Below are 21,500 nucleotides of genomic sequence, written 5' to 3' on the forward strand. Positions count from 1 at the left end.
CTTGTGCTGTCAATATAGAATATTAAATATTTTTTTTACTAGATTAAATATTAAACATTTTGTGTATGAATAAACGCAATTGCATTATTTATTCTGCTAATTGTGCGATCTTTACCGACCAATTTCGCTGTAATATCCATTGACGGTGATTGTCCCAAACCGGTTACTGCCAATCTAAATGGCATTCCTACTTTACCCATACCGATATCAAGCTCTTGGGCGGTTTGGCTCATTACTTCATGAATATTTTCAACTGTCCAGTCTGAAAGTGCGGTGAGTTTTTCTGCCAATTTAGCTAACGGTTTAATCGCTTCAGGCTTGAAGTTTTTAGCAACAGCTTTTTCATCATAGTTTTCAACATCTTGGTAGAAATAACGACTTGAGATGGCTAACTCTTTTAATGTTTTGCAACGTTCGCTTAAAACGGGAATAATTTCAGCTAAGTTCGGACCATTGCTATAATCTATGCCGTGTTTTTTCATATGCCATTCTAGATGGGTTGCGACCTGCTCTACCGGCAGAGAACGTATATAATGCTGGTTTAGCCATTGTAGTTTTTCAGTATTGAATGCACTTGCTGATTTGCTAACCGAATGAATATCGAAAAGTGCTATCATTTCTTCTCGACTAAAAATTTCTTGATCACCATGTCCCCATCCTAGACGAACAAGATAATTGATTAGTGCTTCGGGTAAATAACCCTCATCTCGATATTGCATAACACTTACCGCACCATGACGCTTAGATAATTTTTGACCATCATCACCGTTAATCATAGAGACATGAGCATAAGTTGGAATTGGTGCTCCCAATGCCTTAAGAATATTAATTTGGCGAGGTGTATTATTGATGTGATCTTCACCACGGACAACATGCGTAATTCCCATATCCCAATCATCGACAACGACACAGAAATTATAGGTTGGCGAACCGTCTGTGCGACGGATAATTAAATCATCTAATTCACGATTGCTAATTTCAATACGCCCACGAACGGCATCATCGAAAACAACTGTACCTTCCGTCGGATTTTTAAAACGGACAACGTGAGGTGCATCAACTGGGTATTCACTTTGATGTAAGCAGTAGCGATCATAGCGAGGTTTTTGTTTATTTTGCTCTTGACTATGACGTAGGTCTTCCAAACGTTCTTTAGTACAATAACAACGATAAGCCAATCCTTGCTCAATCATCTGATCGATTACTTGGTTATAGCGTTCAAAACGTTTTGTTTGAAAATACGGTCCATGTTCCCACGCTAAATTAAGCCATTCCATTCCCTCTAGAATTGCCGCTGTTGCTTCAGGGGTTGAACGTTCTAAATCCGTATCTTCAATGCGTAATACAAATTCTCCTTGATTATGCTTGGCATACAACCAAGAATAAAGTGCGGTTCTTGCACCGCCAACATGTAGATAGCCTGTTGGACTTGGTGCAAAACGTGTACGAACTTTAGTATTGGGATCTAAATTAAAAAGTGGTTCTAATTTCATTCATTTTGCCTTTATTTAATCAATCATAAAACGGTGCTTATTGTACAATGAGTTATTTAATTTCATAAGAAAAAATTAAAATTATGTTTATTTTTAAGACAGTTAAATAGAAATCCATAAAAAATCATTGACTGTTTTTTGATAATTCTTATAATGCACCTCGCACAATACAAGGGCGATTAGCTCAGTTGGGAGAGCACCTCCCTTACAAGGAGGGGGTCACTGGTTCGAGACCGGTATCGCCCACCACTATTCTATAGTGAACTTTGTATTGTAATATTGGCTTAAGGGGCGATTAGCTCAGTTGGGAGAGCACCTCCCTTACAAGGAGGGGGTCACTGGTTCGAGACCGGTATCGCCCACCACTTTAGCCGAAATTCCCATTTAACTTTAGGTCAAATCCGATAGCTGAAAAGCGATTTGATTCTATCGGGCGATTAGCTCAGTTGGGAGAGCACCTCCCTTACAAGGAGGGGGTCACTGGTTCGAGACCGGTATCGCCCACCACTTCAAAAAATCTACATTTTTCCGTGTCGTCAAAGTCATTGCAACTTTCGGGTTGTTGTCTTTTTTATTTATATTTTTAACTAATTATTGTTCACTTTTGCGATCTTGATCGTAAAACTACGATACTTGCAAAAAAGTTTTTTCCTGATTCCATTAAAATTATTTTTTATTTAACGAATAGGAAAACATATGCAGAATTTGAAGCTATTTTCTTGGAAAGCCACTAATTTTTTACAGCAAAAACAAGCTGGAATGCTTGTTATCGAAAATGTACAAGAGGCCAAACGCTATTTATTACAACAAGGGCTAAACAATATATATTTACAGCGTCATTGGCAACTGAATAAAAAGCCTAAAAAAATAGAATTTTGTGATCTATTAACTCAATTAGCAATGTTATTACAATCCTCAATTCCTTTAAAAGATAGCTTACAAATTTTATTGAGAAATTGTGTTAATATTTCTTTAAATCAATGGGTTAGATATATTTTAAAAAATCTTGAAGGAGGATTATCTTTTTCACAATCTGTGGCTCAATCAGGTCTATATTTTTCTTATCAAGAACGCCAACTCATTTCTGTTGGAGAAATGACGGGAGATTTAGCCTCTGTTTGCCAACAAATAGCAGAACATCGTCAGCAGGCATTAGCATTACAACGCAAAATTCAAAAAATTTTACTCTATCCAATGATAGTCTTAAGTATTTCTGTCATTCTCACCGCACTTCTATTAATTTTTATCGTGCCACAATTTGCCGAAATGTACGGTTCTAATCAATCCGAGCTTCCTTTTTTTACGCAGCTATTGTTAAACATATCCTCTTTTTTACAACAGTATTTTTTTCATATGATAGCGGTATCTATTTTATTTTTTTATCTAATAAAATTACGTTTACACAATTCATATAGTTTTCAACTCAAAAAAGATTGGTTTTTATCGCATGTGCCGTTGTTAAATAAAATTATTCGGCTTAATAGAACGATAAGTTTTTGCCGTAGTTTAGGATTAATGCTCAACTCAGGCATTCCTTTACAACAAAGTCTATATTCTTTCCTTCCCCAAAACTCTATCAACATACAGAAAAAGATTGAGGGAGATCTCACGTTAATTAATGAAGTAAAGCTAACATTACGTGGTATCGAACAAGGATATAAATTCTCTCAGTCTGTAAGCAGTAATTTGTTTTCTATACAAACACAACAAATGCTACAAGTTGGTGAAAAGAGTGGAAATCTAGGTTTAATTCTGCAACATATCGCAGAAAATCAGCAACAACAGTTAGATCATCAAATTGATTTACTTTCACAAATGTTAGAACCGTTTATGATGGTGATCATTGGCGGATTAATAGGCTTGATTATGTTAGGTATGTATTTACCAATCTTTAATATGGGAAGTTTAATTCAATGATTTATCTGGCTTATATGTTGTTTGGTGGACTTTGTGGCTTATGGGTTTACCTTTATGTCAGGCAATTTTCTGCTCAGATTAATAAACAAGTTTACTCGACTTTTTGCGAAATTTTCCCCGAAAATGCACCGCACTTGATGCCTATGTCTATCTTACGACGGAAAAAGTGCGGTCATTTTTCTATGTATTTTTTGTGTGGTGGCCTTTGGTGTAATATATGTTTAAATTTCCCACAAAATATTTATGTTGGTTTATGGTTAGCATGTTGCGGTTATTTAATTTTTTGCCTTGTTTTAGTGGATTGGCTATACCAACTCGTTTCACAAACCTTATGCCAAGCCCTATTTATTTTAGGGTTATTGGGTGCTTATCAAGGTATTAGCCCATTGACTTTGGAGCAGTCTTTAATTGGTAGCTTATCAGGCTTTTCGGTTTTTTATCTTATTTACATTGTTGCAAAATTATTCTATCGTTATGAAGCTTTAGGACGTGGCGATTACTGGTTAATGTTAGGGTTAGGGAGCTTTATATCTTGGACAAAATTACCGTTGCTCATTTTTCTTGCCTGCCTCACAGGATTAATATATGTCGTTTTTAATGCAAGAGACAAAAAAACAATATTTATTCCTTTTGCCCCATTCTTATGCCTCTCAACCATTATCGTATACTTGCTTAATTTTCTAAGGGAGGATATTCTTCCTTAAATTTTAGGGAAAGAAGAATATGGCTTATATTGTAGGGTTAACCGGTGGTATCGGTAGCGGTAAAAGTACCATTGCGAATCTTTTTTCAGAACTAGGCGTACCTATTGTGGATGCCGATGTTGTCGCTCGAGATGTCGTAGCAAAAGATTCCTTAATCTTAGAGAAAATTATTGCTCATTTTGGTGAAGAAGTGCGGTTGGAAAATGGTGAGTTAAACCGATCTGAATTGCGTAAATTGGTATTTCAAAATGAAAAAGAAAAATTATGGCTAAATAATTTGTTGCATCCGGTAATTAGAGAAAAAATGTTGCAACAATTATGCTCTGTTAATTATCCTTATGTGCTTTGGGTCGTTCCTTTACTCATTGAGAATAAGCTAATGAAATTATGCGATAGAGTACTGGTAATTGATGTAGAGCCTGAACTCCAGATTTTACGAGCAAGCCGGCGGGATAGTAATTCGGTTGAATTGATTAAACAAATGATACAGTCGCAAGTAAATCGTGAGTTGCGTTTAAGTTTTGCTGATGATGTCATTGAAAATAATCTACCCCTTGAAAAAAACGTGGCTAATTTAAAACAAAGCGTAGCAAAATTGCACCGCACTTATTTGCATTATGCGAAGATAATTTCTAGAAATAGTGAAGAATTTGAGGATATAAAATGATTGATGAAAAATTTACTGTAGCCTGTCCCAATTGCAAAAAAGAAGTACTTTGGTCAGAGGAAAATCGATTTCGTCCATTCTGTAGCAAACGTTGTCAATTAATCGACTTAGGTGAATGGGCTACAGAAGAAAAGATTATTCCCGGTTCAGAAATAACCTTGTTACCGAACGATGAATTTAAAGAAAATTGAGAGTTATGAATGGATAGATAAATAAATAGATAAAAAGAATATTGAGATTTTAATTTGGGCTTGTTAGAATCAGCCCACTTTTATTTTGATAAATAAAAATATAGTTCGAATGAAGGTAGCTGGAGAATGGGGAATTGACCCCAAACCGACGAGGTAAAATCTTTCAGGTGCGATGGCGAGGACTGTTACTGGACGAACCCTTGGAGAGATCCAATGTGCAATGCACAAAATGGACGCCGAAGGCGCAAAAGAGCGGTGTTTTTTACTGCTTTTCAAACGCTCAGGCAAAAGGACAGGGGCAAAAGATTCTTTTCGGATAGAAACGTTGCATAGCGTTTTTTCTTTATTATCCCAAAAACTTTTCGCCTCCTTGTAAACACACGTTATTTTACGAGGAATACTTATGTCATTAGAGATAATTTTATCGTCTATCAATACTTTTGTTTGGGGACCTCCCTTACTTCTTCTTTTATTTGGTACAGGTCTTTACTTGACCTTACGCTTAGGATTTATTCAAATTCGTTACTTACCTCGTGCATTATATTATTTATTTGATAAAGAACGTCATGTAAGTAAAAAAGGGGATATTTCTGCTTTCGCAGCCCTTTGTACGGCTTTAGCGGCAACAATAGGTACGGGAAATATTGTTGGTGTTGCAACTGCTTTGCAAGCCGGTGGGCCAGGGGCTATTTTTTGGATGTGGTTAGTTGCTTTACTTGGAATGGCAACTAAATATGCTGAGTGTTTATTAGCGGTGAAATATCGGGTGCGAGATAAACAAGGTTTTATGAGTGGCGGACCAATGTATTATATTGAGAAAGGCTTAGGAATAAAATGGCTTGCCAAATTTTTTGCCGTCTGTGGTGTATTAGTTGCATTTTTGGGCATTGGCACTTTTCCTCAAATTAATGCAATCACGCATGCTATGCAAGATACCTTTAACGTATCTATTGAAATTACAGCAACCATTATTACCGCACTTATTGCACTTATTATCTTAGGCGGTGTTAAACGCATTTCAACAGTTGCATCTATTATCGTTCCTTTTATGGCTGTTTTATATGTACTTACGTCTTTGTTAATTCTTATACTAAATTGGCAACAAGTACCAACCGCTATTGGACTAATTATTTACAGTGCATTTGATCCTCAAGCAGCATTAGGCGGTGTATTTGGATATACTGTTCTGAAAGCTATTCAATCAGGATTTGCAAGGGGTATTTTCTCTAATGAATCCGGATTAGGTAGTGCACCAATTGCGGCGGCAGCAGCTCAAACTAAAGAACCTGTTCGTCAAGGATTAATTTCGATGATAGGTACTTTTTTAGATACTATCGTTGTATGTACTATGACAGGTATCGTGCTTGTTTTAACAGGTGCTTGGCAATCACAAGAATTGGCTGGTGCCGCTTTAACTAACTATGCATTTTCACAAGGGTTAGGAAATAATATCGGTGCAACAATTGTAACTGTAGGGTTACTGTTTTTTGCTTTTACCACTATTTTAGGTTGGTGTTATTACGGAGAACGTTGTTTTGTTTATCTGGCAGGTGTCAAAGGTATCAAAGTTTATCGTTCAATTTTTATACTTTTAGTTGCCTGTGGTGCTTTTATTAAACTGGAATTAATTTGGATTTTGGCTGATATTGTGAATGGTTTAATGGCATTTCCAAATTTAATTGCTTTAGTTGGATTGCGACATATTGTGATCAATGAAACTAAAGATTATTTTATTCGCAGGAAACAAATATTTGTTGAGCCAAATAATGTTGCTAATTGAGCAAAAATTAAAGGGGCTGACGGCCCCTTTAAATTTCTCTACATCAGACCATCATATCAACCTCAAATAAAAATAAAAGTGATTTTTTATAAATATGATAAGTAGATCATACTTTTTCATTTTTATTCCTAAAAAGTGAAAAAACACCTTGAAAACTCCTGCTAAGAGGACTATTTTGTAACTAAGAATTTTTCTGAGTGGAAACGCTCATCAATAAGCAAAAGAGGTAAAAGCTATGACTCTAAATATCACAAGTAAACAAATGGAAATCACCCCTGCAATCCGTTCACATATAGAGGAAAGACTTGCTAAATTAGGAAAATGGCAAACTCAATTGATTAATCCGCATTTTATTTTAAATAAAGTACCGCAGGGTTTTGCTGTTGAAGTTGCCATAGGTACGCCTTATGGCGATTTATTTGCAAGTAGCGAGTCTGATGATATGTACAAAGCAATTAACGAAGTTGAAGAAAAATTAGAAAGACAATTGAATAAATTACAACATAAAGGAGAAGCTCGCCGAGCTAGTGAAAGACTAAAAGACTTGTTTTGATAAATGAGTTTGTCTAAAAGTAGAGTGAAAATAAAACGCTCTATTTATTGCGTAATGAATTTTACTTATTGTATGTTACCTATTTGAACCTACCAAATAAGTAGTGTAAATCGTGGCTTCTCGTAAGTCCTAAAAAAGCTGATGTTTAAACTTCAGCTTTTTTGTTAGAATATATCGGCGATAAATTTTATTAAGGAATGAAGATGAAAAAACATCATGTTGACGTTTTAATTACTGAGGAAGATGTACGTTCACGTATTCAAGAATTAGGTAGAGAAATTACACAATTCTATCAGCATAAACACGTAAATAAATTGGTAGTTGTTGGATTATTACGTGGTTCATTTATGTTTATGGCTGATTTAGTAAGAGAAATTAAATTACCGATTGAAATTGAATTTATGACTACTTCCAGTTATGGGAATGAAATGACAACCAATCATGATGTACGAATAGCTAAAGATTTAGATGGCGATATTAAAAATGAAGATGTATTGATTGTTGAGGATATTATTGATACAGGATATACCTTAGAAAAAGTGCGGGAGATTTTATTGCTACGTTCGCCTAATTCATTAGCAATTTGTACTCTATTAGATAAGCCGTCTCGCCGAGAGGTAGACGTTCCTGTTGAATGGGTTGGATTTACTATTCCTGATGAATTTGTTGTCGGCTATGGTATTGATTATGCTCAATGTTATCGTAATTTAGGCTATATCGGTAAAGTTACTTTGGAAGAATAAGTTACCGAAAAGGAAATGTTTCTATCAAAAATTAAACAAAAAAAGAGATTAAAAAATCTCTTTTTTTACACATTCTTTAAGAAAGAATAACTATATAGATAAAATTGAAAATAATTAGAAATTATCTTCAAGCATTGTTAATTTTTTTCTCAAAGCGTTCAGCAGCAGCATCCCAATTCACCACATTCCAAAATGCCTTGATATAATCTGGACGACGATTTTGGAATTTTAAGTAGTAAGCATGTTCCCAAACATCCAATACCAAAATAGGGAAACCTTCGCAACCGGCAATTTCTTTTCCCATTAATGGACTATCTTGGTTTGCGGTAGAAACAACTTCTAATTTGCCTTGATTTAATACTAGCCAAGCCCAACCGGAACCAAAGCGAGTTGCAGCGGCTTTCTCAAACTCAGCTTGGAAACTCTCTACTGAACCAAAATCACGCTCAATAGCGTCTTTTAATGGGCCTTGTAAAGTTGTACCTGTTTTTAAACCTTTCCAAAATAAACTGTGATTTACATGCCCACCAACATTATTGCGAATAGCAGTACGTTTATCAGCAGGAACTTCGACTAATTTGGTAATTAATTGACCCGGACAAAGATCTGTAAACTCAGGTAAAGTTTCTAGTGCTGCATTTGCATTATTAACGTAAGTTTGATGGTGTTTACTATGATGGAGTTCCATAGTTTGTGCATCAAAGTGCGGTTCTAAAGCATCATAAGCATAACCTAATTCAGGTAAAGTATAAGCCATAACAATTTCCTTCTATAAAAAATTCTGAATAATAAACTCGGCGAATTCTAGCAAAAAATTTGATCAAGATCATTAAAAGTTTAATTTTTTTAAAAAGCCCTACCGTAAGATAGGGCTATAATAGATTAAAAAACATTCAACGATTCTGTGCTTTTACCGCTGCAACGGCTACCATATTAATAATACGGCGTACTGATGAAGCAGAAGTAAGAATATGTGCCGGTTTTTCCACACCCATTAAAATTGGTCCAATTGTAATTGGTGTTGCTGTACCTTGTAATAAATTCAAGCTAATACGGGCAGTTTCCATGTTGGGCATAATCAATAAGTTTGCCGCCCCTTTAATAGGACTGTCAGGCATCACTTCCTTACGTAAATTCTCCGATAAAGCAATATCACAGTGCATTTCACCATCAATAATCAAGTCCGGTGCTTTTTCACGCACAAGTTCTAAAACCTGCCGCATTTTAACCGCACTTGGGTCATTAATTGAACCGTAATTTGAATGTGAAACAAGTGCAACCTGTGGCTCTATACCAAAACGACGAACTTCTTTGGCTGACATAATCGTGATTTCTGCAAGTTCCTCGGCTGTTGGGCTTGAGTTCACAAAAGTATCTGCAATAAATAAATTACCGGTAGGCAAAACCAGTCCGTTTACCGTAGCTGGAATTTCATGTTCTTTTTCACCAACAACCTCTTTAACAGTAGCCAAGTGTGCCGCAAATGGTCCAACTAATCCGCAAATCATCGCATCGACTTTACCAAGTTCCAATAAAACTGCACCAAGTGCGGTCGGATTATGGAGCATTTTTCGTTTGGCTCCGGTAGGCGTCATACCTTGGCGTTTTAATTTGTTGTAATAAGTATCACAGCATTCCTCGTAGTATGGGTTATTTTCAATGTCAATAATCTCAAAATCACGTCCAACCTGTAATTGCAGCCCTAATTTTTTGATGCTTTCTTCAATAATATGAGTACGCCCTAACAGAACAGGATACGCTATGCCTAAGGTTGCAATTTCTTGGATTGCATGTAATACACGTTTTTCTTCGCCATCAGTTAAAATAACTCGCTTTTTATCTTCTTTGGCCTGTGCAAAAACAGGTTTCATGAATAAGTTGGTTTTATAAACAAACTGGGTTAATTTCTCAATATATGCCTCAAAATCTTCAATCGGACGAGTAGCAACACCGCTATCCATTGCCGCTTTAGCTACGGCGGGTGCTATTTTTACAATTAATCGAGGATCAAACGGTTTTGGAATAATATAATCCGGTCCGAAAGAAACGCCGCTCTCACCATAGGCGGAACTGACAACCTCGCTTTGTTCTGCTAAGGCTAAATCAGCAATTGCATAAACTGCCGCAAGTTTCATTTCTTCATTGATAGTCGTTGCACTGACATCTAATGCACCACGGAAAATGAACGGGAAGCATAATACATTATTTACTTGGTTCGGATAGTCGGAACGACCGGTACAAACAATCGCATCAGGTCGAACAGCTTTGGCTAACGGTGGTAAAATTTCAGGCTCAGGATTTGCTAAGGCTAAAATTAAAGGATTAGGCCCCATTGTTTTTACCATTTCTTGAGTAAGTGCTCCAGCGGCAGAACAACCTAAGAAAATATCTGAATCTGGAATGGCATCAGCTAAAGAGCGTTGACCGTTATCATCAATAGCATATAACTTTTTGGTGTCATCCATTTTTTCGTCACGACCTTTATAAATGACCCCTTTAGAGTCACAAACCGTGATATTTTCACGTTTCATGCCTAATGAAACCAGTAAATTTAAGCATGCAATAGAAGCCGCACCTGCACCGGAAGTAACTAAACGAACATCTTCAATTTTTTTATTAACAATACGCAATCCGTTAATTATTGCAGCGGCTGAAATAATGGCTGTACCATGCTGATCATCGTGAAAAACAGGAATTTTCAGACGCTCACGTAATTTTTGTTCAATATAAAAGCATTCTGGTGCTTTAATATCTTCAAGATTTATACCGCCGAAAGTCGGTTCTAAAGCAGCGATAATTTCTACTAATTTATCAGGATCTTGTTCATCTACTTCAATATCAAAGACATCAACACCAGCAAACTTCTTAAATAAAACCCCTTTACCCTCCATAACAGGCTTACCGGCTAACGCTCCAATATTTCCTAAACCTAATACTGCGGTTCCATTTGATATCACTGCGACTAAATTGCCTTTGGAAGTATATCTATAAGCAGAGGCAGGATCTGCTTGGATTTCTAAACAAGGTACAGCCACACCTGGAGAATAGGCTAAGGCTAAATCTCGTTGTGTTCCCAATGATTTTGTTGGTGTAACTTCAATTTTTCCCGGTTTTGGAAACTCATGAAAATCTAAAGCGGCTTGACGTAATTGTGCATCCATAATTTTTCCTTATATTAACTATTTACTTCATTTCAACTTTGCTAAAAACCAATTGCATTATAGACAAAAAAATAGGCAAAAAAGTAACACAAAAATTTTATTTACATAATTTACCAAATTGTATGATATACAGAATTAAACACAAAAACAGGCATATATTTTTACTATATGCCCATTGAAACTAAAGAGCCATTTTACTTATGTAATGTAGCTTTGTAGGTTGGGTTCATTAAATTCTCCACAGAAAGAATATTATCTAACTGCTCTTCTGTTAATAAGCCCATTTCCAGTACAACTTCACGCACTCCACGTCCTGTTTTAGCACATGTTTTACCTACTATATCGCCATTATGATGACCAATAAACGGATTCAAATAAGTTACGATTCCGATGGAATTAAAGACATAATTTTCACAAATTTCTTTATTTGCAGTAATTCCATCAATACATTTATCACGTAAATTCACGCAAGCATTCGTTAAAATTTCAATACTTTCAAACATGGCTTGACCAATTACCGGTTCCATCACATTTAACTGCAATTGCCCCGCTTCAGCTGCAAAAGTTACGGTAGTATCATTACCAATCACTTTGAAACAAACTTGGTTGACTACCTCAGGTACAACCGGGTTGACTTTTGCCGGCATAATTGAAGATCCAGCCTGTAACTCAGGTAAATTAATTTCATTTAAACCTGCACGTGGACCTGATGAAAGTAAACGTAAATCATTGCATACTTTAGATAATTTTACCGCAGTACGTTTTAACGCACCGTGTACCATAACATAAGCACCACAGTCTGAAGTGGCTTCAATTAAGTTTGGTGCAACTGTACAAGGTAAACCTGAAACCTCAGATAAACGCTTAACAACTAATTCTGAATAACCTTGAGGAGTATTTAAGCCGGTACCGATAGCTGTTGCACCCAAATTTACTTCTAACAGTAATTCAGCCGTGCGGGTTAAATTACGCACTTCTTCATCTAATAATACAGAAAATGCTTTAAATTCTTGCCCCACAGTCATAGGAACTGCATCTTGTAATTGAGTACGTCCCATTTTTAAGATATTCGAAAACTCTTTTGCTTTATTTTCAAAACCTTGTTGTAAATAAAGTACTTTAGTTACCAGTTTCATAATACTGTTATAAACAGCAATGCGGAAACCTGTCGGATAAGCATCATTTGTAGATTGGCTGGCATTAACATGATCCATCGGATCTAAAATATCATATTCCCCTTTCTTATGACCTAAAATTTCTAATGCTAAATTAGCGACCACTTCGTTGGTATTCATATTTACGGAAGTACCAGCACCACCTTGATATACATCTGAAGGAAATTGATCCATACATTTACCATCAATTAAAATCGCATCACAAGCTTTCACAATCGCCTGAGCAATTTTATCCGGAATTGCACCCAATTCTCCATTTGCAAGTGCGGTTGCTTTTTTTACCATGACCATACCACGTACAAATTCAGGTACATCAGAAATCGTTACATTAGAAATGTTAAAATTTTCTACCGCTCTTAATGTATGAATGCCCCAATACGCATCAGCTGGAACGTCACGTTCACCAAGCAAATCAATTTCTTTTCTCGTTATCATATTTCTTTCCTTTTTAATTTTTCAGACTAAAGAATGTAAGTCATTATAGGATAGATAGTCGTTTAAAAATGTGATCCCGATCACTTTTCAGCACTCCTCTCACCAATATATTTTTTATAAAATTCATTAGTTTTTTTTATGGAAAATTAAATAAAAAATACCCTTGAAAGAACCAAAATATCCCCCATATAGGGTGAGCTTTAATTTTTTATTAATTATTAATAAGGAACCCAAACAATGAATATTCGTCCATTACATGATCGTGTCATCATTAAACGTGAAGAAGTAGAAACTCGCTCTGCGGGTGGTATTGTCTTAACCGGCTCAGCTGCAACAAAATCCACTCGAGCAAAAGTATTAGCTGTGGGTAAAGGTCGTATTTTGGAAAATGGTACAGTTCAACCTCTTGATGTAAAAATTGGTGATACTGTGATTTTCAATGATGGATACGGCGTAAAAGCAGAAAAAATTGATGGTGAAGAAGTGTTAATCATTTCTGAAAATGATATTTTGGCAATCGTAGAATAAAAACAAATTAAATTAATAGGAATACAGAAAATGACAGCAAAAGACGTAAAATTTGGTAATGATGCTCGTGTAAAAATGCTAGCAGGTGTGAATGTTTTAGCAGATGCAGTAAAAGTTACTTTAGGACCTAAAGGTCGCAACGTAATTTTAGACAAGGCTTTTGGTGCACCTACTATTACTAAAGACGGTGTGTCTGTGGCTCGTGAAATCGAATTGGAAGATAAATTTGAAAATATGGGTGCACAAATGGTGAAAGAGGTTGCCTCTAAAGCAAATGATGCTGCAGGCGATGGTACAACCACAGCAACAGTTTTGGCTCAAGCGATTGTCAGCGAAGGTCTAAAAGCAGTAGCTGCCGGAATGAATCCGATGGATTTAAAACGTGGAATTGATAAAGCAGTTAATGCAGTGGTTGAAGAGCTAAAAATTCTTTCTAAACCTTGTGAAACGTCAAAAGAAATTGAACAGGTTGGTACAATTTCCGCAAACGCCGATGAAACTGTCGGTAAACTTATTGCTCAAGCAATGGAAAAAGTCGGTAAAGAGGGGGTTATTACCGTTGAGGACGGTTCCGGTCTTTCAGATGAATTGGATGTTGTTGAGGGTATGCAATTTGACCGCGGTTATTTATCACCATACTTCATTAATAAACCGGAAGCCGCAACTGTTGAATTAGATAATCCGTTTATTCTTCTTGTTGATAAAAAGATCTCTAATATTCGTGAATTATTACCGGTCCTAGAAGGTGTAGCGAAAGCTGGTAAACCATTGTTAATTATCGCAGAAGATGTGGAAGGCGAAGCACTTGCAACGTTGGTTGTTAACACGATGCGTGGTATTGTTAAAGTTGCTGCGGTTAAAGCCCCGGGATTTGGAGATCGTCGTAAAGCGATGTTACAGGATATTGCTATCTTAACTGCAGGTACTGTCATTTCAGAAGAAATCGGAATGGAGCTTGAAAAAGCAACTCTTGAAGATTTAGGTCAAGCAAAACGTGTGGTGATCAACAAAGATAACACGACTATTATTGACGGTATTGGTGATGAAGCTCAAATCAAAGGTCGAGTTGCTCAAATTCGTCAACAAATTGAAGAAGCAACCTCCGATTATGATAAAGAAAAACTACAAGAGCGTGTTGCAAAATTAGCCGGCGGTGTTGCTGTAATTAAGGTTGGTGCGGCAACTGAAGTTGAAATGAAAGAGAAAAAAGATCGTGTTGATGATGCGTTACATGCAACGCGTGCAGCTGTTGAAGAAGGGATTGTTGCCGGTGGTGGTGTTGCATTAATCCGTGCTGCAACAAAAGTTGCAACAACATTAAAAGGCGATAACGAAGATCAAGATGTAGGTATCAAACTTGCTTTACGTGCAATGGAAGCACCACTTCGTCAAATCGTAACCAATGCGGGAGAAGAAGCTTCTGTAGTTGCAAGTGCGGTTAAAAATGGTGAAGGAAACTTCGGTTATAATGCTGGTACGGAGCAGTATGGTGATATGATCGCAATGGGAATTTTAGATCCGACTAAAGTAACTCGTTCCGCACTACAATTTGCTGCATCTATCGCAGGATTAATGGTTACAACTGAATGTATGGTAGCCGATCTGCCGAAAGAGGAGAAAGCTGATCTGACAGGCGGAATGGGTGGTATGGGCGGAATGGGCGGTATGATGTAATTCTCCCCATATTCCATATCTAATCATTATGTTAAGAAGGGTCGTCAGACCCTTTTTATTTTTCAAAAAACGTAGACCTTAATTATTAGCTATCTAGAAGTCTAGATTGTTATTTTGCCTATTTTTTATTAGAATACTCAATATTACTAAGGTTATTAAGGATCAACAAAATGGCAGATTGGGACGGAAAATATATTAGCCCTTATGCAGAACATGGTAAAAAGAGTGAACAAGTTAAGAAAATTACCGTTTCTATTCCAATTAAAGTATTAGAAATTTTAACTAATGAACGCACTCGTCGCCAACTCCGTAATTTACGTCATGCAACAAATAGTGAATTATTGTGTGAGGCGTTCCTGCATGCTTTTACCGGTCAACCTTTGCCCACAGACGAAGATCTATTAAAAGAACGTCATGATGAGATTCCTGAAAGTGCAAAACAAATTATGAGAGAATTAGGAATAAATCCCGATGACTGGGAATATTAATAGATTAAGTTTGGTAAGTTATTTCAGCAAGTGCGGTCGTTTTGACCGCTTTTTCGCTTTTTATTAGTGAATTTCACTCGGGAATGTTACAATCCGCTACCGTTATAACAATAGAGATAAATACAATGGCTCGTACAAAAAAAACTCGTCGAATAACAGATATTATGCCTATGCGTAAAACAGATAAACGTCCGGAAAATCTGTCACGTCCCGGTAAAAAACTTACTCGTTATGAACTTGATGCTAAATCTCGTGAAGAAAAAAAGAAAAAAAAACGTAAAGGACTAACCGCTGGTTCACGTCATAGTGCAGTAGATACAAGTAAAACAATCGTACTTAATGAAAAAAAAGATCCTCGTGTTGGGAGTCGTAAAAAAGTTCCTCTTATTGTTGAATTTGTGAATAAACCTGAAAAAGGTATGTTTATTCCTTCAGGTGCTTTAGAGGAAAAAGCGAAAACTATTGATCCGATGCTGGAACTGACACAACTCGAAAATAATGAAAGTTTAAATCAATTATTAGATGAGCTTGATGCAGGTAAAACCTTAAGTAAAAAAGATCAAATCTTTGTCAATCAATGCCTAGACCGTATTGCTCAACTTATGGCTGAACTTGGAATTGAAGAAGAAAGTGAAGATGATTTGTACCGCACTTTTGAGACTATTGATATTAACCAATTTAAATAAGCTATGTGGATCACAATTTTAATCATTCTCGGCGGATTAATTATTAGCGTTATGCTTGGTTACGCAATATATTTATTGCTCGTTTTACAAAAGCAGAAGAAAGTTTTGTTGCAAGCAAAACAGGCTAGACTAAAGCGTTTAAAAGAAAGTTGTGAAATTATCGCTAATGCAATGCAAAGTGGAGAATGCAATTTATCTGAAGGTGTTATCCGTCTAAAAATGTTGCTTGAACCGTTAGGGCATTCATTGAAAAATTACACTTCAATGTACCAACTCTATGAAGCAGTAATGGATATGCCGACCCATGATGCTCGGCGAACATTAAAGAAAAATGAACGTATGCGTTTAGATTTACAACGTGAACGTGCTGAAGCTGATTTAGAACAAAATATCAAACTTGAAATTCAGCGACTATTAAATTACCTAAAAGAATCTAAGGAAAAATAAATGTCAGAAATTATCTGGGATTTAGCATTAATCCAAAAGTATAACCATTCAGGTCCAAGATATACCTCCTATCCAACCGCACTTGAATTCAATGAAAGCTATACTGATAAAGATTTTCAGCAAGCTGCTACTCGTTATCCTACACGTCCGCTTTCTTTATATGTACATATTCCATTTTGTCATAAACTTTGTTATTTCTGTGCTTGTAACAAAACTATTACTCGTCATCAACATAAAGTAGAGATTTATCTTGATTATTTAGAAAAAGAAATTCAAACAAGGGCTCCGTTATTTCGTCATCGCATCGCAACTCAAATTCACTGGGGAGGCGGTACACCGACTTATCTTTCAGAACAACAATCTGCACGTTTAATGCAAATGCTGAAAGAGAATTTTACTATTTCAGATAAGGCGGAAATCAGTATAGAAATGGATCCTAGAGAAATTGAGCTTTCTATGCTGGATCATTTATACAAAATTGGTTTTAATCGTATTAGTATGGGGGTGCAAGATTTTAATAAAGATGTGCAAAAAGCAGTGAATCGTGAACAAGATGAAGAATTTGTGCGTGAATTGTTGATTCGTGCTCGTGAGTTAGGTTTTCGCTCAACCAATCTCGATCTTATTTATGGGTTACCGTTTCAAACCGTAGAAAGTTTTATGTTTACCCTACATAAAGTTATCGAACTCAATCCGGATCGTTTGAGTGTATTTAACTATGCTCACTTACCAAGCCGTTTCGCCGGGCAAGCGAAAATTAAGGATAAAGACTTACCAACACCTGAAACAAAACTAACAATCTTGCAAAAAACTATCGAAACGTTAGGACAAGCAAACTATCGTTTTATCGGCATGGATCATTTTGCTAAACCGGATGATGAATTGGCAATTGCACAACAAAAAGGAATTCTACACCGCAATTTCCAAGGTTATACCACGCAAGAAGAATGTGATTTATTAGGTTTAGGTGTTTCTGCCATTAGTTTATTGGGCGATACCTATGCTCAAAACCAAAAAGATCTCAAACAATACTATACCCACGTAGAAGAAACTGGTTTAGCATTACACAAAGGTTTGGTGATGACGCAAGAAGACTGCCTACGCCGTGATGTGATCAAACAATTAATTTGCAATTTTAAATTAGATTTTCAACCGATAGAACAACAATACCAAATTGATTTTAAAACCCATTTTGCTGAAGATTTAGCTTTGCTCCAACCCTTAGCAACTGACGGCTTAGTTGATATTAATGACAATGCGTTACAAGTATCTGCTAAAGGTCGTTTGCTCATTAGAAACATTTGCTTGTGTTTTGATACATACTCTAGACAACAAGCAAAAAGACAACAATTTTCTCGAATTATTTAACGAAAAAGTGCGGTCAAAATTAACCGCACTTTTTTAACCTCGCTGTGCATTTTTCATAATGCGATCTTTCGTTACTTTCCATTCACGATCTTTAATATCTTCACGCTTATCATGTAATTTTTTCCCTTTTGCTAAACCTATTTTCACCTTTGCCCAAGGACCTTTCCAATATAATGAAAGTGCAACAATAGTGAAACCATCTCGATTTGCTTTACCAAATAATGAAGCCAACTCTTTCTGGTTTAATAAAAGTTTACGTGTTCTTGTGGGATCGCAAACAATATGCGTTGAAGCAACACTTAACGGCTGAATGGTTGCACCAAATAAATATGCCTCGCCATGCTTAAAAATAATATAACTATCGCCAATACTCGCTTTACCTGCACGCATCGATTTAACTTCCCAGCCTTGCAAAGAAAGACCGGCTTCGATTTCATCTTCAATAAAATAATCGTGTCTTGCTCGTTTATTTAAGGCAATCGTATTAGATGCTACCTTTGCTTTTTTCTTTGTCATATAAATTCATATCTCATTAAAAGTTTTTCGCATTTTACCCAATCTAAGCAAAGATCGCAAAAAGGCTTGCATTACATCGCATTCTCTATAACAATGCGGATATTCTTGATAACCCGTTACGCAAAATATGAAATATAAAAATCTACGAGATTTTCTTGAATTATTAGAGAAACAAGGTGAGCTCAAAAGAATTACACAGGAAATCGACCCTTATTTAGAAATGACAGAAATTGCTGACCGCACTTTGCGTGCCGGTGGTCCCGCATTACTTTTTGAAAATCCAAAAGGCTATGAAATTCCTGTGCTTTGTAATTTATTTGGTACTCCCAAACGTGTTGCTCTTGGAATGGGGCAGGAAGATGTTACCGCACTGCGTGATGTAGGGAGATTACTGGCTTTTCTAAAAGAACCTGAACAACCAAAAAGTTTTAAAGATTTATGGTCAAGTCTTCCTCAATTTAAACAAGTGCTAAATATGCCAACGAAAGTTTTGAGTAAAGCAGAGTGTCAGCAAATTGTATTCTCTGATGCTGAAGTTGATTTATATAAATTACCTATTATGCACTGTTGGAAAGATGATGTTGCACCTTTAGTTACATGGGGATTAACCATCACTAAAGGACCAAGTAAAAAAAGACAAAATTTAGGTATTTATCGCCAACAATTAATAGGAAAAAATAAACTCATTATGCGTTGGCTATCTCACCGTGGCGGTGCGTTGGATTTTCAAGAATGGAAAGAAGCACGCCCTAATCAACCCTTTCCTATTTCGGTTGCTTTAGGGGCAGATCCTGCCACTATTCTAGGTGCGGTCACACCAGTTCCGGATACTTTATCGGAATATGCTTTTGCCGGATTATTACGTGGTAATAAAACGGAAGTGGTAAAATCAATCAGTAATGATCTTGAAATACCTGCAAGTGCGGAGATTATTTTGGAAGGTTATATTGATCCAACGGAGACCGCACTTGAAGGTCCATACGGAGATCATACGGGTTATTACAATGAACAAGAATATTTTCCTGTATTTACCGTGACACATCTTACCATGCGTAAAGATCCTATTTATCATTCAACTTACACAGGTCGTCCACCGGATGAGCCTGCAGTTTTGGGTGAAGCACTGAACGAGGTTTTTATTCCTATTTTGCAAAAGCAGTTTCCGGAAATTGTCGATTTCTATCTTCCTCCGGAAGGATGCTCTTACCGTCTTGCAGTTGTTACAATAAAAAAACAATATGCAGGCCACGCTAAGAGAGTTATGATGGGAGTATGGTCATTTTTACGCCAGTTTATGTACACAAAATTTGTGATTGTCTGTGATGACGATATAAACGCACGAGATTGGAAAGATGTGATTTGGGCAATTACAACACGTAGCGATCCCGCCCGAGATTGTACAATTATAGAAAATACGCCTATTGATTATCTTGATTTTGCCTCACCGATTGCCGGTCTCGGCTCAAAAATGGGAATAGATGCGACAAACAAATGGATTGGAGAAACGCAACGTGAATGGGGAACCCCAATTAAAAAAGCCCCCAATGTAGTTAAACGCATTGATGATATTTGGGAGAGTCTAAATATTTTTGCTCCCAAATAAACAGCAAAAGGTAAATAAGTGCGGTGCTTATTTACCTGTTTATTTCAAACGCTCAAATCCGGCTTTAAGATCGGCAATAAGGTCATCAACGTCCTCTAAACCAATATGTAGGCGAATTAATGTACCGGTTAATTTGCGTTCAATATTAGGTCTAATCCTAGCGATTTCTTCCGGTTGATTGCATAAAATCAGCGATTCAAATCCCCCCCACGAATATGCCATAGTAAAAATCTTAAAATGATCCATAAAATTTTCTAACGCCTGTTGAGAAAGTTTTTTATTTAGTTCAAAAGAAAATAATCCACTGGAACCTGTAAAATATCGCTTAAAATATTGATGTCCCGGACAACTTGGCAATGCCGGATGATAAACAGTTTTTACTTCAGGCTGTTCCAGTAACCATTTAGCTACTTTAATTCCATTTTCTTGATGCTGTTTTAAGCGAACTAGTAGAGTACGAATACCACGGGCTGTCATGTAAGCGGTATCAGCATCAACCATCTGCCCCATTAAATAAGAATTTTCACGTAATTGTTCCCAACAACGTGCATTAGCCACCGCTGTACCAATCATCGCATCAGAATGCCCAATGAGATATTTTGTCCCTGCTTGAATTGAAATATCAATACCGAAATCCAAAGCCTTAAAAAATACACCTGCACTCCAAGTATTATCGATCATAACTACTATTTTAGGATTGATTTGGCGAGCAGCTTGCACAATCGATACAATGTCCGGCATCTCCATAGTAAGTGAACTTGGTGCTTCCAAAAACAAGACTGTCGTATTTGGTTGAACTAAATCCGCAATTTTTTCACCAATTAAAGGATCATAAAATGTGGTTGTAATTGACATTTTCTTTAAAATTATATGACAAAATTCTTGCGTTGGTTCATAAGCAGCACCGCTCATTAACACGTGATCACCGGTTTTTACAAAAGCTAAAATAGCATTACTTACCGCCGCCGCACCGCAAGGATAGAGATAGCAACCCTCACCACCTTCCAATTCACACATTAATTCTTGCAAAGCAAAATGTGTCAACGTTCCTCGACGTCCATAAAATAATCCACCTTTTGCTCGATTGATAGTTGCTTGTTTTTTATCTGCTAAAGTATCAAAAACCAATGAAGATGCACGCTGAATAACAGGGTTTACCGCATTTTTACATACTCGTTTATTACGCCCTGCATGAATTGTTGATGTGGTAAAAGAAGTTGTATTACTCATAGAAATATCCATTTTAAACAAAAATCAAGATTATAATAATTGATTTAATAGTCAAAAACTAATACAAAAGTGCGGTCTTTTTTCATAAAATAATTGTGCGAATTTGCTTTAGAATGCAAAATTCTTAATAACTTTTATAGG

The 21,500-nt window shown here is 36.4% G+C and carries 20 protein-coding genes, 3 tRNA genes and 1 riboswitch; of the genes, 17 read left to right on the forward strand and 6 right to left on the reverse strand.

Annotated elements, in window-relative coordinates:
• Positions 1–50 precede the first annotated feature (50 nt).
• Positions 51–1,493 carry a glutamate--tRNA ligase gene (gene gltX / locus HSM_RS03865; RefSeq protein WP_012341580.1) on the reverse strand — a complete coding sequence of 481 codons (1,443 nt, stop codon included), beginning with the start codon at positions 1,491–1,493 and terminating at the stop codon, positions 51–53.
• Positions 1,494–1,666: 173 nt separating this feature from the next.
• Here gltX and HSM_RS03870 point away from each other — a divergent pair.
• The 10 genes from HSM_RS03870 (at position 1,667) to hpt (ending at position 8,048) form a co-directional block, all read left to right on the forward strand.
• A tRNA-Val gene (locus HSM_RS03870) sits at positions 1,667–1,742 on the forward strand.
• Between the two features lie 40 nt (positions 1,743–1,782).
• A tRNA-Val gene (locus HSM_RS03875) sits at positions 1,783–1,858 on the forward strand.
• A gap of 66 nt (positions 1,859–1,924) precedes the next feature.
• A tRNA-Val gene (locus tag HSM_RS03880) sits at positions 1,925–2,000 on the forward strand.
• Positions 2,001–2,189: 189 nt separating this feature from the next.
• Positions 2,190–3,410, forward strand: a complete 1,221-nt coding sequence (locus HSM_RS03885; protein ID WP_012341581.1) for a type II secretion system F family protein — start codon at positions 2,190–2,192, stop codon at positions 3,408–3,410.
• Positions 3,407–4,114: a prepilin peptidase gene (locus HSM_RS03890; RefSeq protein ID WP_011608614.1), complete on the forward strand. Its 708-nt coding sequence runs from the start codon at positions 3,407–3,409 to the stop codon at positions 4,112–4,114. The genes HSM_RS03885 and HSM_RS03890 overlap by 4 nt, the downstream gene beginning before the upstream one ends.
• Positions 4,115–4,133: 19 nt before the next feature.
• Positions 4,134–4,781 (forward strand): dephospho-CoA kinase, encoded by a 648-nt coding sequence (gene coaE, locus HSM_RS03895; protein WP_012341582.1) that lies wholly within the window; start codon positions 4,134–4,136, stop codon positions 4,779–4,781.
• A complete protein-coding gene (yacG, locus tag HSM_RS03900; protein ID WP_011608616.1) occupies positions 4,778–4,972 on the forward strand; it encodes a DNA gyrase inhibitor YacG in 195 nt (64 codons plus the stop codon). Before coaE ends, yacG begins: the two co-directional genes overlap by 4 nt.
• A gap of 190 nt (positions 4,973–5,162) precedes the next feature.
• A riboswitch (glycine riboswitch) is annotated at positions 5,163–5,278 on the forward strand.
• A gap of 97 nt (positions 5,279–5,375) precedes the next feature.
• On the forward strand, positions 5,376–6,752 hold the full coding sequence (locus HSM_RS03905) for an alanine/glycine:cation symporter family protein (RefSeq protein WP_012341585.1): 1,377 nt from the start codon (positions 5,376–5,378) through the stop codon (positions 6,750–6,752).
• A 235-nt stretch (positions 6,753–6,987) separates the two neighbouring features.
• On the forward strand, positions 6,988–7,305 hold the full coding sequence (gene raiA, locus HSM_RS03910; protein ID WP_012341586.1) for a ribosome-associated translation inhibitor RaiA: 318 nt from the start codon (positions 6,988–6,990) through the stop codon (positions 7,303–7,305).
• A 203-nt stretch (positions 7,306–7,508) separates the two neighbouring features.
• Positions 7,509–8,048, forward strand: coding sequence for a hypoxanthine phosphoribosyltransferase (gene hpt / locus HSM_RS03915; protein WP_011608620.1), 540 nt, complete (start codon positions 7,509–7,511; stop codon positions 8,046–8,048).
• 127 nt (positions 8,049–8,175) lie between these two features.
• On the opposite strand, the gene sodA is transcribed toward hpt, so the two are convergent.
• The 3 genes from sodA to aspA all read right to left on the reverse strand — a co-directional run bounded on the left by sodA (position 8,176) and on the right by aspA (position 12,819).
• Entirely contained in the window at positions 8,176–8,805 is a 630-nt protein-coding gene (gene sodA, locus HSM_RS03920; RefSeq protein WP_012341587.1) for a superoxide dismutase [Mn], read from the reverse strand.
• A gap of 136 nt (positions 8,806–8,941) precedes the next feature.
• On the reverse strand, positions 8,942–11,209 hold the full coding sequence (locus tag HSM_RS03925; protein WP_012341588.1) for an NADP-dependent malic enzyme: 2,268 nt from the start codon (positions 11,207–11,209) through the stop codon (positions 8,942–8,944).
• Positions 11,210–11,403: 194 nt separating this feature from the next.
• Positions 11,404–12,819 carry an aspartate ammonia-lyase gene (aspA, locus tag HSM_RS03930; RefSeq protein WP_011608623.1) on the reverse strand — a complete coding sequence of 472 codons (1,416 nt, stop codon included), beginning with the start codon at positions 12,817–12,819 and terminating at the stop codon, positions 11,404–11,406.
• A gap of 237 nt (positions 12,820–13,056) precedes the next feature.
• Here aspA and HSM_RS03935 point away from each other — a divergent pair, with 237 nt between their 5' ends.
• The 6 genes from HSM_RS03935 to hemN all read left to right on the forward strand — a co-directional run bounded on the left by HSM_RS03935 (position 13,057) and on the right by hemN (position 18,010).
• Positions 13,057–13,347: a co-chaperone GroES gene (locus tag HSM_RS03935; RefSeq protein ID WP_011608624.1), complete on the forward strand. Its 291-nt coding sequence runs from the start codon at positions 13,057–13,059 to the stop codon at positions 13,345–13,347.
• A gap of 30 nt (positions 13,348–13,377) precedes the next feature.
• Complete coding sequence (gene groL, locus HSM_RS03940; protein WP_011608625.1) at positions 13,378–15,021, forward strand: chaperonin GroEL; 1,644 nt, start codon at positions 13,378–13,380, stop codon at positions 15,019–15,021.
• 170 nt (positions 15,022–15,191) lie between these two features.
• Positions 15,192–15,509, forward strand: a complete 318-nt coding sequence (gene metJ / locus HSM_RS03945; RefSeq protein WP_011608626.1) for a met regulon transcriptional regulator MetJ — start codon at positions 15,192–15,194, stop codon at positions 15,507–15,509.
• A 125-nt stretch (positions 15,510–15,634) separates the two neighbouring features.
• A complete protein-coding gene (yihI, locus tag HSM_RS03950) occupies positions 15,635–16,195 on the forward strand; it encodes a Der GTPase-activating protein YihI (RefSeq protein WP_041604064.1) in 561 nt (186 codons plus the stop codon).
• A 3-nt stretch (positions 16,196–16,198) separates the two neighbouring features.
• Positions 16,199–16,642, forward strand: a complete 444-nt coding sequence (locus tag HSM_RS03955; RefSeq protein ID WP_012341591.1) for a DUF2489 domain-containing protein — start codon at positions 16,199–16,201, stop codon at positions 16,640–16,642.
• A complete protein-coding gene (hemN, locus tag HSM_RS03960) occupies positions 16,643–18,010 on the forward strand; it encodes an oxygen-independent coproporphyrinogen III oxidase (protein WP_012341592.1) in 1,368 nt (455 codons plus the stop codon).
• Between the two features lie 33 nt (positions 18,011–18,043).
• On the opposite strand, the gene smpB is transcribed toward hemN, so the two are convergent.
• The gene (smpB, locus tag HSM_RS03965) at positions 18,044–18,526 is read right to left on the reverse strand and encodes an SsrA-binding protein SmpB (protein ID WP_011608630.1); all 483 of its coding nucleotides are present in this window, start codon (positions 18,524–18,526) and stop codon (positions 18,044–18,046) included.
• Between the two features lie 127 nt (positions 18,527–18,653).
• On the opposite strand from smpB, the gene ubiD reads away from it, so the two are divergent.
• Positions 18,654–20,129: a 4-hydroxy-3-polyprenylbenzoate decarboxylase gene (gene ubiD / locus HSM_RS03970; RefSeq protein ID WP_012341593.1), complete on the forward strand. Its 1,476-nt coding sequence runs from the start codon at positions 18,654–18,656 to the stop codon at positions 20,127–20,129.
• Between the two features lie 39 nt (positions 20,130–20,168).
• Here ubiD and metC read toward each other — a convergent pair whose 3' ends face one another.
• Positions 20,169–21,359 carry a cystathionine beta-lyase gene (gene metC / locus HSM_RS03975; RefSeq protein WP_041605035.1) on the reverse strand — a complete coding sequence of 397 codons (1,191 nt, stop codon included), beginning with the start codon at positions 21,357–21,359 and terminating at the stop codon, positions 20,169–20,171.
• Positions 21,360–21,500 lie beyond the last annotated feature (141 nt).

Source organism: Histophilus somni 2336 (genome assembly GCF_000019405.1).
Lineage (GTDB): Bacteria > Pseudomonadota > Gammaproteobacteria > Enterobacterales > Pasteurellaceae > Histophilus > Histophilus somni.

Excerpts from the sequence above, each read along its gene's own strand:
- gltX (WP_012341580.1), bottom strand. The coding sequence starts at position 1,493 with ATGAAATTAGAACCACTTTTTAATTTAGATCCCAATACTAAAGTTCGT.
- HSM_RS03885 (WP_012341581.1), top strand. The coding sequence starts at position 2,190 with ATGCAGAATTTGAAGCTATTTTCTTGGAAAGCCACTAATTTTTTACAG.
- HSM_RS03890 (WP_011608614.1), top strand. The coding sequence starts at position 3,407 with ATGATTTATCTGGCTTATATGTTGTTTGGTGGACTTTGTGGCTTATGG.
- coaE (WP_012341582.1), top strand. The coding sequence starts at position 4,134 with ATGGCTTATATTGTAGGGTTAACCGGTGGTATCGGTAGCGGTAAAAGT.
- yacG (WP_011608616.1), top strand. The coding sequence starts at position 4,778 with ATGATTGATGAAAAATTTACTGTAGCCTGTCCCAATTGCAAAAAAGAA.
- HSM_RS03905 (WP_012341585.1), top strand. The coding sequence starts at position 5,376 with ATGTCATTAGAGATAATTTTATCGTCTATCAATACTTTTGTTTGGGGA.
- raiA (WP_012341586.1), top strand. The coding sequence starts at position 6,988 with ATGACTCTAAATATCACAAGTAAACAAATGGAAATCACCCCTGCAATC.
- hpt (WP_011608620.1), top strand. The coding sequence starts at position 7,509 with ATGAAAAAACATCATGTTGACGTTTTAATTACTGAGGAAGATGTACGT.
- sodA (WP_012341587.1), bottom strand. The coding sequence starts at position 8,805 with ATGGCTTATACTTTACCTGAATTAGGTTATGCTTATGATGCTTTAGAA.
- HSM_RS03925 (WP_012341588.1), bottom strand. The coding sequence starts at position 11,209 with ATGGATGCACAATTACGTCAAGCCGCTTTAGATTTTCATGAGTTTCCA.
- aspA (WP_011608623.1), bottom strand. The coding sequence starts at position 12,819 with ATGATAACGAGAAAAGAAATTGATTTGCTTGGTGAACGTGACGTTCCA.
- HSM_RS03935 (WP_011608624.1), top strand. The coding sequence starts at position 13,057 with ATGAATATTCGTCCATTACATGATCGTGTCATCATTAAACGTGAAGAA.
- groL (WP_011608625.1), top strand. The coding sequence starts at position 13,378 with ATGACAGCAAAAGACGTAAAATTTGGTAATGATGCTCGTGTAAAAATG.
- metJ (WP_011608626.1), top strand. The coding sequence starts at position 15,192 with ATGGCAGATTGGGACGGAAAATATATTAGCCCTTATGCAGAACATGGT.
- yihI (WP_041604064.1), top strand. The coding sequence starts at position 15,635 with ATGGCTCGTACAAAAAAAACTCGTCGAATAACAGATATTATGCCTATG.
- HSM_RS03955 (WP_012341591.1), top strand. The coding sequence starts at position 16,199 with ATGTGGATCACAATTTTAATCATTCTCGGCGGATTAATTATTAGCGTT.
- hemN (WP_012341592.1), top strand. The coding sequence starts at position 16,643 with ATGTCAGAAATTATCTGGGATTTAGCATTAATCCAAAAGTATAACCAT.
- smpB (WP_011608630.1), bottom strand. The coding sequence starts at position 18,526 with ATGACAAAGAAAAAAGCAAAGGTAGCATCTAATACGATTGCCTTAAAT.
- ubiD (WP_012341593.1), top strand. The coding sequence starts at position 18,654 with ATGAAATATAAAAATCTACGAGATTTTCTTGAATTATTAGAGAAACAA.
- metC (WP_041605035.1), bottom strand. The coding sequence starts at position 21,359 with ATGAGTAATACAACTTCTTTTACCACATCAACAATTCATGCAGGGCGT.